11 protein-coding genes are annotated in these 12,009 nt (G+C 66.5%); 6 read left to right on the top strand and 5 right to left on the bottom strand.

Annotated features, from left to right (window positions below):
* Both WBQ44_RS01580 and WBQ44_RS01575 read left to right on the top strand, forming a co-directional pair.
* A partial coding sequence (locus WBQ44_RS01580) for an SbcC/MukB-like Walker B domain-containing protein (RefSeq protein WP_495564984.1) occupies positions 1 to 2,421 on the top strand: 2,421 nt, incomplete at its 5' end.
* Complete coding sequence (locus tag WBQ44_RS01575) at positions 2,411 to 3,637, top strand: DUF2399 domain-containing protein (protein WP_495564983.1); 1,227 nt, start codon at positions 2,411 to 2,413, stop codon at positions 3,635 to 3,637. The genes WBQ44_RS01580 and WBQ44_RS01575, both read left to right, overlap by 11 nt.
* Positions 3,638 to 3,640: 3 nt before the next feature.
* Here the strand turns inward: WBQ44_RS01575 and mshC are convergent, their stop codons facing one another.
* From mshC to WBQ44_RS01550, 5 genes are all read right to left on the bottom strand, one after another.
* The gene (gene mshC / locus WBQ44_RS01570) at positions 3,641 to 4,897 is read right to left on the bottom strand and encodes a cysteine--1-D-myo-inosityl 2-amino-2-deoxy-alpha-D-glucopyranoside ligase (protein ID WP_495564982.1); all 1,257 of its coding nucleotides are present in this window, start codon (positions 4,895 to 4,897) and stop codon (positions 3,641 to 3,643) included.
* A 24-nt stretch (positions 4,898 to 4,921) separates the two neighbouring features.
* Positions 4,922 to 5,725: an SCO1664 family protein gene (locus WBQ44_RS01565; protein WP_495564986.1), complete on the bottom strand. Its 804-nt coding sequence runs from the start codon at positions 5,723 to 5,725 to the stop codon at positions 4,922 to 4,924.
* Between the two features lie 35 nt (positions 5,726 to 5,760).
* Positions 5,761 to 6,354 carry a DUF3090 domain-containing protein gene (locus WBQ44_RS01560; protein ID WP_495564981.1) on the bottom strand — a complete coding sequence of 198 codons (594 nt, stop codon included), beginning with the start codon at positions 6,352 to 6,354 and terminating at the stop codon, positions 5,761 to 5,763.
* 141 nt (positions 6,355 to 6,495) lie between these two features.
* A complete protein-coding gene (locus tag WBQ44_RS01555) occupies positions 6,496 to 7,218 on the bottom strand; it encodes a histidine phosphatase family protein (RefSeq protein ID WP_495564980.1) in 723 nt (240 codons plus the stop codon).
* Positions 7,219 to 7,290: 72 nt separating this feature from the next.
* Positions 7,291 to 8,133, bottom strand: a complete 843-nt coding sequence (locus WBQ44_RS01550) for an undecaprenyl-diphosphate phosphatase (RefSeq protein ID WP_495564985.1) — start codon at positions 8,131 to 8,133, stop codon at positions 7,291 to 7,293.
* 291 nt (positions 8,134 to 8,424) lie between these two features.
* On the opposite strand from WBQ44_RS01550, the gene WBQ44_RS01545 reads away from it, so the two are divergent.
* From WBQ44_RS01545 to WBQ44_RS01530, 4 genes are all read left to right on the top strand, one after another.
* The gene (locus WBQ44_RS01545) at positions 8,425 to 9,372 is read left to right on the top strand and encodes an aldo/keto reductase (protein WP_495564979.1); all 948 of its coding nucleotides are present in this window, start codon (positions 8,425 to 8,427) and stop codon (positions 9,370 to 9,372) included.
* A 30-nt stretch (positions 9,373 to 9,402) separates the two neighbouring features.
* A complete protein-coding gene (locus WBQ44_RS01540) occupies positions 9,403 to 10,443 on the top strand; it encodes a heme/hemin ABC transporter substrate-binding protein (protein WP_495564978.1) in 1,041 nt (346 codons plus the stop codon).
* A complete protein-coding gene (locus tag WBQ44_RS01535) occupies positions 10,440 to 11,528 on the top strand; it encodes a FecCD family ABC transporter permease (protein WP_495564977.1) in 1,089 nt (362 codons plus the stop codon). Before WBQ44_RS01540 ends, WBQ44_RS01535 begins: the two co-directional genes overlap by 4 nt.
* The coding region (locus WBQ44_RS01530) for an ATP-binding cassette domain-containing protein (RefSeq protein ID WP_495564976.1) at positions 11,519 to 12,009 on the top strand (491 nt) is incomplete at its 3' end. The genes WBQ44_RS01535 and WBQ44_RS01530, both read left to right, overlap by 10 nt.

Genomic DNA, 12,009 nt, shown 5'->3' with positions numbered 1-12,009 from the left:
CCGCGCGACGGGCTCGTCGGCGCGCCGCTCTGGCAGCTCGTACGTTTCGTCGACGGCATCGACCCCGCGGAAGCAGCCGGGATCGAGTCGGCCCTCCAGGCGGCCAACCTGCTCGACGGCTGGATCGGTCCCGGCCCGGTCCCTGCCTTAATGGAATCGGAGCAGTATCTGGTTGCGGCACCCGAGCCCGCGCGTCCGACCGGCCGCACTCTCGCCGACGTTCTCGTACCCGAAACGGGCACCGACGTAACGGAAAGCACGATTTCCGCCGTGCTCGCCTCGATCGCCATCGGACGCGACGAGAACGCCGTCACCTCCATCGAGGTCGACGGTCGCTTTCGGCAAGGCGTGCAACGAGGGCGCCACGTCAAGCCCGATGCCGAATACATCGGTGCCACTGCGCGATCGCGTCGTCGAGCCGCGCGGATAGCCGAACTCGACGCGTCGATCGACGGTGCGGACACTGCGCTCTCGGCTGCCCGCGAGGAAGAGCGAACGGCCATCGAGCTGGTGCGCGGTCTGGCGACCGCGGCCAAAGCGCTACCAAAGGTGTCGGGCATCCTGAAGGCGCAGAAAGCCGTCACCGAATCCGCGGGTGCCCTGCGCACATCCGAGACCGGCGCGTCCGCGGCCGCGAGTGAGCTGGATGTGGCGATTGCCGACCTCTCGGCGAAAGAGAAGCACCTCCGCACGACGGCCGTCGCGCACCGCACCCCGCACACAGCACGCGAGATCGATTCGCTCGCCGCCGCCATCCGGCACTTCGAGAATCAGGGTGAACTGGTACTGCGCCGCCGTGCAGAACACGTTCGCGAAGCAGAGCGCAGCCGCGAAGCGCAGAACCGTCTCGAGGAAACCACCGGTCTGGCCGAGGAGTTGGCAGAGGAAGCGGCGATCGCGGAGGAAAACCATCTCCAACAGGTGCAGCGACTCGAAATTCTCACCGAGAAGCTCGGTTCCACCGCAGATCAGATCAACGCCGACCTCGAACGGGCACGCGAGAAGATCGAAGCATGCAAGGTCGAGCAACGTGCCGCGCGCAAGGCCGACAAAGAAGCAGGCGAGGCAATCGGCAAGGCCGAGGGTGCGCGCAATGCCGCGCAGGAGAGCCTGCGGGCCGCGCTGACCGAAGCTCTCGACGACGCAGCGCGTCTCGCTCCCTATGCACGCAAGGATCTGCTGTCCATACTCGGTGTGCACGAGACGATCTCGTGGCCATCCAGTGACTCTGCGTGGCTCACGGTGGAGCAGATTCTGTACAACATCCGAAGCGCGAGCTCACCCGACGACGACATCACGGTGCTTCCGCCCGTGGTGCACCGGCTGCACACGGCGCTCGACGAAGCAACGGCATCGGTCAAGGCGAGTGAGTCGTACCGCAAGAGCACACGGACCGCCCTGACGAGCGCACTGCAGGAGTTCGACTCACAACTCGCCTCGTCCGGTCAGGACTACCGGTTGCAGTGGGACGCGCCGGACGGCCTGACCGTCGTCCGGGTGCAGGACGAGCAGGGGTACAGCTCGGTCGGCGAGTTCGCGGAGCGCATCGGCGTCGCACGGTCGGACCAGGAGACGTTGCTCACCGAGCACGAACGCCGCATTCTCGAAGACGCACTTCTCACCGGGTTGGCACAGCAAATTCACGAGCGCACCGTCGATGCCCGCGAACTGATCGCGCAGATGGCAGCCGAGATGAAGCAGCGAAAGATGTCCTCCGGCAATACGATCGGCGTTCACTGGGTCCTGGCCGACAACCTGGACGAGGGTGCGCGCGCAGTTTCGAAGTTGCTCGATCGAGACGCTTCTGGACTGAGCGCGGACGACCTCGCCGCGATGCGCGCACACTTCGCATCGGAGATCCGTATCGCACGTGCCGCGCATCCAGAACGCTCGTACCCCGAGATCCTCGCAGGCACCCTGGATTACCGACGGTGGCGAGTGTTTTCGTTCACTTTGATTCGCGGTGACGGTACCGAAGACCGACTGACGGTGGCCAGGCACAGCGCTCTCTCCGGAGGGGAACAGTCCGTGTCGCTGCATCTTCCGCTGTTCGCGGCCGCGCATGTCATGCTCTCGTCGGCCGATCCGCACGCTCCCCGATTGCTCGCGCTCGACGAGGCGTTCGCAGGTGTGGACGACAACGGGCGCAGTGAACTGCTAGGCCTGAGCGTGCAGTTCGATCTCGATCTGTTCATGACCGGGTACGACCTGTGGATCACGTACTCCGACGTTCCCGGTTGTGCGCACTACGATCTTGCGCACTCCACCGCCGAGAACACCGTGAGCGCCGCGCTGCTGGTGTGGGAGAACGGCGAGTTGTTCGCCGAACACGACGGATCCGACCTCGCCGCGGCTCTGGGTTCACCCATGACGAGACGGATGCCGACGCGCGCCGAAGGTGGTCTGGAATTTGTCCGATGACGGGATAGGTTGGCGGGGTTCACCCGAACTCGACGCTCTACTGGCGGCGGCACGCAAGAAGTTGGAGTCCAACTGGCTCAAGGTGGGCGGCAACATCACCGTTCGACTGACCGATCGTGCCGACCTCTGGCGTCTGTGCAGCGCTATCAACGGGTCCAATACCGGTTTGCACAGTCGCGCAGCAACCACACGGCTGGACCTGGCGGCTTTCGACGAATGGCTTGCCCGGCCCGCCAACGGCGGTACCGGACTGGTGGCGACGCTCGAAGCAGGTGCGCCGCTACAGGACAAGAAGCGCATGTCCGCAGACAAGGCGGAGACCAAGGCGCGCGCCTTGGCCGAGGCACGCGAACTCCTCTCGTCCACCACGCACGGCGAGTGGGCCGATCATTGGCTCTCGTCGCTGCTCAATCAAGACGGGACGCTGGGCGGACGCGTTGCCGTCGACGCACTGGGGGTGGCGGCAGGGGTACTGGCCGTCCTACCGGTGGACGGTCTGTCACTCACCGAGCTGGCCGAACAGGTCTGTGGTGACACCAAAGCGTTGTCGTCCGGTGGTGCACCCCGGCTTGTTCTCGACGCGCTCTCGCTCCGGGAGGGCATTCCCCGGCCCGCCGATCCGGTCGGGATCCGGTTGCTCTGGGAGACCGCGGGCGTGTCGGTGGACGCGTTGAGCAGCCGCGTGATCGTGTTGGGTTGGCGAGTCTCGGAGGATCACACCGTCGCTCGGTGGTCGAATCAGGCCGCCGACGAGGGCATTCCGTTTCCGCTGACCATGGACATGCTGAGGCGGGGGCCGTTGACAAACACGGCAGACCGCGTGTTCGTGTGCGAGAACATTGCCGTGTTGGCGGCGGCAGCGCGCACGCTGGGCTCTCGGTCGGCACCACTGCTGTGCACCGACGGCCAACCCTGCGCTGCAGTACACAGGCTACTGGGCGGGATGCGACCGGACACACAGATCCACTGGCGCAACGACTTCGACTGGGCGGGTCTGCAGATGACGGCGCGTGCAGTGCAACGCTACGATGCTCGCCCATGGCGCATGGACAGCAATTCGTACCTGCGTGCGCTCGACATGCGCAACTCCGAGCCGTTGAAGGGTAGGCCCGCGGCGAGCACGTGGGATCCGGCACTCGCCGCGGCCATGCGCGAGTCGTCCAGAGCTGTCATGGAAGAACGGTTGATCCCGGATCTCCTGACCGATCTGACCTGACACTCAGCGCAGCGAAACTCCGAGCAACGCATCGACCGCGTCGGCGAACGCGCCGGGCGCGGACGAATCGCCGCCGCCCTGCTCGACGGCGAAACGTGCCCAGGCATCGAGCGCATCCATCGCTTTCGGCGTGTCGAGGTCGTCTGCGAGGTGCTGACGAAGGCGCACGATCACATCGTCGGCACTCGACGCGGACTCGAGCGCCGCAGCAGCACGCCACAGTCGTAAGCGGGTGTGAGCCCGCTCCAGAACTTCGTCCGTCCACGCTCGATCCTGGCGGTAGTGGCCCGACAGCAGCCCGAGGCGCACGGCTGCCGATTCGACGCCCTCTGCGCGCAGCTTTGACACGAACACCAAGTTGCCGCGGCTCTTGGACATCTTCTCGCCGTCGAGACCGATCATCCCGGTGTGCACGTAGTGCCGAGCGAACCTGTTTCCGCCCTGCATCGCCCCACCGGTCGCAGCCTCGGCATGTGCCGCCGAGAACTCGTGGTGCGGGAAGATCAAGTCACTGCCACCGCCCTGGATATCGAATCCACTGCCGATGCGATTGAGCGCGATAGCAGCGCATTCCACGTGCCACCCCGGACGGCCCGGTCCAAACGGCGAAGGCCACGACGGCTCCCCCTGCCGTTCGGCGCGCCAGAGCAGGGCGTCGAGCGAATTCCGCTTGCCGGCGCGGTCCGGATCGCCTCCGCGCTCGGCAAAGAACTTGTCCATCGTCGCGCGGTCGTAACCGGATTCGTAACCGAACTCGTCGGTGGCATCGGCGCGGAAATAGACGTCGGGAAACTCGGCGTCGTCGACCACGTAGGCCGCACCCGAGGCCACCAGCTTTTCGACGAGCTCGACGACCTCGTCGACGGATTCCACGGCGCCGATGTAGTCACGCGGCGCAAGCACTCGAAGCGCTTCCATGTCCTCGCGGAACAGTTGAATTTCGCGGTTGCCGAGGTCGATCCAGCTCTCCCCGTCGCGGTCGGCGCGCTCGAAGAGGGGGTCGTCGACATCGGTGACGTTCTGCACGTAGTGAACGTCGTGGCCTGCGTCTCGCCACAATCTGTTGATCAGGTCGAACGTCAGGTAGGTGGCAGCGTGGCCGAGATGGGTGGCGTCGTACGGGGTGATGCCGCAGACATACAACGTGGCTTCCTTACCCGGCGTGACCGGGCGAACCTGTCGATCTGCAGTGTCGTACAACCGAAGCGGAGGTCCCTGACCGGGAATCGACGTGACGGTTGGATCGGACCAGGAATGCATGCAGACGAGCCTATCCGAGGCGCTTCAGAAGGCCGGCCACGGTATCGGCCTACTGGATCGCGGCTCCGGCATGACGGGTCTCGCGACGAGCGCCTGCGCCCGAGCCAGCAATGCGTCCGTCTCTTCCTCGGTGATGTGCCCGCGAACCCTCGGCTCCGCATCGGCCGCGAAAGTATCGACGAAGCGAGCGACATCGCTCATCAGCGCGTCGTCGACGGGCCGGCCCGCCCATCCCCAGAGCACGGTGCGCAGCTTGTTCGACGAATGCAGACAGATGCCGTGGTCGACGCCGTAGACGTAGCCGTCGAGTCCTTCGAGTACGTGACCGCCCTTGCGATCGGCGTTGTTGAGCAGGATGTCGAGTACCGCCATGCGTTGTAGCCGCGGGTCGTCGGCGTGGACCAGGGCAACCTCTTCGCCGTCACCGTCGTAAGCCGTCAAGACCGGAATGAAGCCGGACGGAACCATGTCCGGCGGGCAGAGATCGACGAGGTCGACTCGATCACCGTGTTCGCCGTGCGGTTCCGGTGTGTCGATCCACCGCTGGACCATGCCGGGGCCGAACGGCCCGTCGCGCATCACGGTCACGGGCACGGCGTCCCAGCCCAGGGCGTCGGAGATGTGATAGGACGCCACCTCCCGGCCGGCGAGGGTGCCGTCGGGAAAATCCCAGAGGGGAACCTCACCGCGGATGGGCTTGTACACGCACCGAACAGGGTCGACGGACGCCGCCGACCCGTCGACGCCGGCGGGTCTGGCCTCGCAGACGAGCGTCGCGTTGCTCGCTGTGACGACCCTTCCGACGACCGTCAGCTCGCCGGTCTCCATCACCTGCCGCCCCTCGAACAGCGGCCGGCCTTCGATCAAAGTTCCTCACCGAGTTCGGACGCGGAACCGAACGTTGCGTCGCGGCGGTAACCGTTGGTGCGGATGCAGATGTGCCCCTCCTGGGTCAACGGCTCCCCGCACAGCGGACACGGCGCTCGTCCGGCCGCGATCACGCGCTCGGACCGCAACGCGAACTCTCGTGCCTGAATCGGCGTCAGGAACACGCGGACGGCATCCGGGCCCTCGTCGGTGTCGTCGAGCACCACGGACTCGTCGATCTCCGTCTCGCTGATGGCCAACAACTCCACGACGACCGCGTTGGCATCCGCATCCCAGCCGAGGCCCATCGTGCCCACGCGGAACTCCGTGTCGATGGGCGTCAGCAACGGGCTGGTGTCGCCCACTTCGGCTTCTTCCGGCGGCACTTCGGCACCGAACCGACGGTGTACCTCGTCCAACAGCAGACCCATTCGATCGGCCAGCACCTGGACCTGCTGCTTCTCGAGCGCCACCGATACCACCCTGGCGTCGTGAACAGCCTGGAGGAAGAACGATCGGTCGCCCGGTTCGCCCACGGTTCCCGCGACGAATCGATCAGGGGTGCGGAAAACATGTATTGCGCGTGGCATTGCACCTCCTGCGTTTGTCTTCTCGAGGGACCCGCCGATTCGGGCCCTCGCACCCATTATCCGTCATCTCGCCAGTGCATCCGCCATGCCGACACGCCACCGCAGCGGCAGCGGCTCATGTACAACCGCAGCGGCAGCGGCTCATGCGCCACCCCCGGGCACCGCGTCGGACTCCGAGGCCGACACCCCGTTCGCTGAGCCACCTGCATCGGCGACCGCGGTTTCCTTCGCCGGAGCGGCCACCACACCGGAGAGGTCGAGCCCGGTGTCGTTGGTCTTGAGGACGAACGACCGGGTCGGGGTGTACCTGACCACACTGATCGACGCCGGATCGGCGACGATGCGCTGGAATGCGTCGAGGTGACACCCCACTGCGTCGGCGATGATCGACTTGATGACGTCGCCGTGCGAACACGCTACCCACAACACGTCACGTCCGTATTCGGCTGCGAGCCGCGTGTCGTGCTCGCGAACTGCCGCTACGGCTCTGGCCTGGACCTGTGCCAGACCTTCGCCCTCGGGGAACACCGCGGCAGACGGGTGCTGCTGAACGACCTTCCACAGTGGTTCGGAGAGGAGATCCTTGATGGCGCGGCCGGTCCACGTGCCGTAGTCGACCTCCATCAGGCGGTCGTCGACAACGGGCGTGAGTCCGCGACGCTCGGACAGCGGTTCGACGGTCTGCTCACAGCGCAGCAGCGGCGAGCGCACGATCTCCTCGATCGGCAGACTGCCCAGACGTTCGGCGACCAGAGCCGCTTGCTCCCGGCCCTTGTCGTCGAGTTCGACGCCCTGGGAACGCCCTGCCAGTGTTCCTGCCGTGTTCGAGGTCGAGCGGCCGTGCCGCAGCAAGATCACCGTCATGGCACCACCCTAGTTGCGAACACGGACTGTCAGCCGTACCGGGGACCGGCGCTGCGGATCGAGACCCTTGGGTCAGGTCGCCGAGACGACGCCGGTGGCAAGCAATGCCATGACGCCCGCACCCAGAACGATGCGGTAGCCGACGAACCAGTACAGGGAATGGTTGGCGACGAACTTGAGCAGCCACGCGATGGACGCGTACCCGAGGATGAACGCGATGATCGTCGCCACGATCAACTGAGGGGCCGAAGCGTTGAGCCCTTCTCCTGCGGGTTCGAACGCATCGGGCAGCGAAAAGAGTCCGGATGCCGTGACGGCGGGGATTGCGAGCAGGAACGAGAATCGGACGGCTGCTTCGCGTTCGAGGCCCATGAACAGGCCCGCGCTGGTGGTGGCACCCGATCGTGAGACGCCGGGAATGAGGGCCAGGCACTGGGCAGCGCCCATGACGAGCCCGTCGCGGGTGGTGATCTTCTCGATCGGGCGTTGTTTGGGGCCGATGTACTCGGCGACAGCGATCACGATGGCGAACACGATGAGCATGGTGGCAATGAGCCACAGGTTGCGGGCGCCCGTGCGGATCTGCTCCTTGAACAGGAGCCCCAGGACACCGATCGGAATGGTGGCGATGATCACGTACCAACCCAGCCGGTAGTCCAGGTTTCTTCTGCTCGAATCGAGGATTCCTGCGAACCACGCTCGAACGATGCGCACGATGTCGCGCCAGAAGAACAGCAGCACTGCGGCCTCGGTTCCGAGTTGGCTCACCGCGGTGAAGGACGCTCCCGCATCGTCGCCGAAGAAGACCTCCGAGACGATGCGAAGGTGGCCCGACGACGAGATGGGTAGGAACTCGGTGAGTCCCTGCACCGCACCGAGGATCACCGCCTGCAGCCACGTCATCGACTCGCCGATCACAGCCGGCTCACCGCCCTCCGGGCCCGTGCCGACACACCGCGCACTACCGAGCCGACCCGTCCTGGCCCGTACACGTCGGTGGCCGTCTCGCCCGTCGGGGTGCGGCAAGTGCCGTCTGCAGATTTCACGGCCCCGACCGTACCTGTACGGAGAGCGAGAGACAGGTCGACACACGCCCGAAGAACCGACGTCGCTCGGCGCGCCAGGCTCGCACCCCCGCGCGGCGCGCACTACTGTGCTCGCTGGCGCCAACGCGTCGGAGAAAAACGTGAGGAATCTTCGAACACCATGAAGCAGAGATCGGTCGGCTCGAGCGGCCTTCGTGTGTCGCGACTGGGCCTCGGCACCCTCGGTTGGGGAAGCGGGACGGACGGCGACGACGCTGCAGCACAGTTGTCCGCGTTCGCCGAAGCGGGTGGCACGCTCGTCGACACGTCCCCCGCCTACGGGGACGGCCGCGCGCAACGCGTACTGGCCGAGGTGCTCGACGACGTGGTGCCGCGTCGAGAGTTGATCGTCAGCGGCGCCGGCGGCTTCTCCACGGTTGGGGGTCGCTACCGCATCGACTGCTCGCGACGCGCGCTGCTCGATCAGCTCGAGACAACCCTGCGCGAACTCGGCACCGACTATCTGGACCTCTGGCAAGTAGCCGCATGGGACGCCCACACTCCTGTCGACGAAGTCGCAGCCACCCTCGACTACGCCGTGACCAGCGGCAAGGTTCGCTACGTCGGCGCACGTGGCTACCTGGGCTGGCAACTCGCGACGGCAGCGGGTGCTGCAGGAGTAGGCCGCATCGCCTCGACGCAGGCCGAGTACTCGCTCCTGGCGAGGGGCGCGGAGGACGAGCTGTTCCCGGCTGCACAGCATCACGGCATCGGTGTGCTGGCCGCGGTGCCGCTCGCGGGTGGGGTGCTCACGGGCAAGTATCGCAAGGGAACACCGGCCGATTCTCGCGGAGCCGACGACGCCCACGCGGACTCGATCGCCGCGTATCTGACCGAGACCGCGGAGAACGTGGTCGACGCCGCGGTGACTGCAGCCAGTGGATTGAAGACCTCGCCGCTGGCAGTGGCGTTGGCCTGGGCCCGTGATCGCCCCGGCGTCGCAGCAGCCGTGGTCGGGGCTCGCGATCTGGCTCAGTTGACGGGAATCCTGGTGTCCGAGGAATTGGAACTGCCGTCGGCGATCGCATCCGCTCTGGACGACGTCAGCAGCGAAGTGATGGCAGGCTAACCTTGTCTCCGTGAACGCGGACGCGAACGTATGAAGAGCTTTCCGAGAACTGCAGCTGTGGCGGTCGCCGCAGCGACCGTCGGCCTCCTCGTCGCGTGCTCCGGGCCCGACACGGTAGGAACCGGTTCCACCGCCGAGGGCATCGGCCCTCGAACCGCGGTGATCTCGGACCTCGACCCCGAACCCATCGACACCGCCCCGGTGCCTGCACTCCCCGCCACAGTTCGGGGGTTCGACGGTGTGGACGTGACGATCACCGACACCGACAGGATCGTCGCCGCCGACCAGTACGGCACCCTCACCACGACGGTCTACGCCCTCGGCCTCGGCGACAACCTGGTGGGCCGAGACACATCCGCCGACTTTCCTGCCGTCGCCGACGTCACGGACGTGACGCCCGGGGGCCATGCGCTCAGCGCCGAGGGCATCCTGGCGTTGAACCCGACGGTGGTACTCACCGACACGAGCATCGGTCCGCGTGCGGTGCAGGAACAACTACGCGAAGCGGGCATAGCCGTCGTGCAATTCGATCCGACACGGTCGATGGATACCGTGTCGGCTCAGATCGAGGCAGTCGCCGCCGCACTCGGTGTGCCCCAGCAGGGGGCACGCCTGGCCGAACGAACCGCATCCGAAATCGCGCAGGCACGTGATCGAGCATCGACCGACGATGATCCGGTTGTCCAGCCGCTGAAGATTGCGTTCCTGTACATGCGCGGCCCTGCGATCAAGATGCTCGCCGGGCCGGGCTCCGGGGCAGACGAACTAATCGAGGCGCTCGGCGGCGAGGATGCGGGCACCGCGTCCGGCCTGACCGAGCAATTCGTTCCGATCACCAGCGAGGCGCTGATCGCCGCGGCCCCCGATGTGATCTTGATGATGACGGGCGGTTTGGAATCGATCGGCGGAATCGACGAGCTCGGGCAGGTACCGGGGATAGCGCAGACGCCCGCCGGGCAGAACCGTCGAATCGTCGACATGGCCGACGGTGTAGTACTCAGCTTCGGCCCCAACACCGGGAAGGTCGTGAACGCGCTGGCCGAAGCCGTCTACGAACCCGCGCAGCGATGACGTCGGCTACGGCTGACGAGACGCTCGGTTCGAGGCCACCTCGTGATCGTTCGGCCGTCCGAAAACCCCTCGTGTTCGTCGTACTCGTACTGCTCGTGCTGATACTCGCGGTGTTCTCGGCGTGCGTCGGTCAGGTACCCACGACGCCGCTCGAGGTGGTCGGCAGTGTGCTGCACCGGCTCGGACTCGAGATCGGCCCACTCCCGTCGCACCCCAGCGGCGACGTGACACTCTGGCAGGTCCGGTTTCCCCGCATCACTCTCGGGATCGTCGTCGGTGCGAGCCTGGGATGCGCCGGGGCGGTGCTGCAGGGTGTCTTCGCCAACCCACTGGCCGAACCCGGCATCATCGGGGTGTCCTCGGGCGCGGCAGTGGGTGCGTCGTCGATGTTCGTACTGGGCGGGGCATTCGCCGGTGTGTGGTTCGTGGCCGGCGCGGCGTTCCTCGGCGGCCTCGTTGCGACGATCCTCGTCTACGCATTGGCCCGCGGCGGTGGCCGCACCGAAGTGGTGACGCTCATCCTCACCGGCGTCGCGATCAATGCGTTCGCGGGCGGACTGATCGCATTCTTCACGTTCGTCGCGTCCCCGGCAGCCCGCGATCAGATCGTGTTCTGGCAACTCGGTTCGCTCGCCGGCGCCACGTGGCAAGCCGTGTCGGTGGTAGCGCCCCTCGCCGTCGTAGGCGTCGCAGCCTCGGTGGCGATGTCCCGACGTCTGGATCTACTCGCACTCGGCGAGAACGTCGCCCGTCACCTCGGAGTGAACGTCGAACGCCTGCGGCAGTTCGCCATCGTCGTCGTCGCCGTTCTCGTCGCCTCCGGCGTCGCCTTCACCGGCATCATCTTGTTCGTCGGTCTCGTGGTCCCCCACCTCGTCCGGATGCTGATCGGGCCGGCACACCGCGCGTTGATTCCGGGGAGCGCGCTGTGTGGGGCCGTCGTCCTGCTCGGTTCGGACCTACTCGCCCGCAGCGCCGTGGCTGATGTCGACCTGCCGCTCGGCATGATCACGTCGCTGGTGGGCGCGCCCTTCTTCTTCTGGATGCTGCGCCGCACTCGGGCACGACAGGGAGGATGGGCGTGACTCCGTTTCGCCGGCGCGGCGACGAGATCGACCCTGTCTCTCGCGGTGACGTCACCATGTGTTTACGCGGCGTCGACGCCGAGCGGTCGGGGCGCTCTGTGCTCCGAGGTGTCGACCTCGATGTCGTCTCCGGAGAGGTTCTCGCGCTCGTCGGACCGAACGGGGCAGGCAAGTCGACGCTACTTGCAGTGTTGGCCGGCGACCTGGAGTCGGCGGCGGGTTCGGCGCAATTGCACGGGCGTTCGCTGACGCAGTGGTCGGCGACCAGGGCCGCGCGGAGACGGGCTGTGCTGCCTCAGCAACACACCGTCGGGTTCTCCTTCACCGCCGACCAAGTCGTGCGTATGGGCCGCTCGCCGTGGCAGGGAACCGCTCGCGCGGACGAGGACGACGAGGCGGTGTCGGCGGCGTTGGAACAATGCGATGTCACGGCCTTTGCGCACCGACCCTTCGTCTCACTGTCGGGCGGCGAACGTGCGCG

The organism is Rhodococcus sp. (in: high G+C Gram-positive bacteria) (genome assembly GCF_049591685.1).
Taxonomy (GTDB): Bacteria; Actinomycetota; Actinomycetes; order Mycobacteriales; family Mycobacteriaceae; genus Rhodococcoides.
Note: the sequence above shows the minus strand (reverse complement) of the source record. Positions and strands in the feature narration are given on the sequence as shown.

What these genes read in the sequence shown, in the direction of transcription:
- mshC (WP_495564982.1), bottom strand. Translation starts at nt 4,897, where the DNA reads ATGCATTCCTGGTCCGATCCAACCGTCACGTCGATTCCCGGTCAGGGA.
- WBQ44_RS01565 (WP_495564986.1), bottom strand. Translation starts at nt 5,725, where the DNA reads ATGGAGACCGGCGAGCTGACGGTCGTCGGAAGGGTCGTCACAGCGAGC.
- WBQ44_RS01560 (WP_495564981.1), bottom strand. Translation starts at nt 6,354, where the DNA reads ATGCCACGCGCAATACATGTTTTCCGCACCCCTGATCGATTCGTCGCG.
- WBQ44_RS01555 (WP_495564980.1), bottom strand. Translation starts at nt 7,218, where the DNA reads ATGACGGTGATCTTGCTGCGGCACGGCCGCTCGACCTCGAACACGGCA.
- WBQ44_RS01545 (WP_495564979.1), top strand. Translation starts at nt 8,425, where the DNA reads ATGAAGCAGAGATCGGTCGGCTCGAGCGGCCTTCGTGTGTCGCGACTG.
- WBQ44_RS01540 (WP_495564978.1), top strand. Translation starts at nt 9,403, where the DNA reads ATGAAGAGCTTTCCGAGAACTGCAGCTGTGGCGGTCGCCGCAGCGACC.
- WBQ44_RS01535 (WP_495564977.1), top strand. Translation starts at nt 10,440, where the DNA reads ATGACGTCGGCTACGGCTGACGAGACGCTCGGTTCGAGGCCACCTCGT.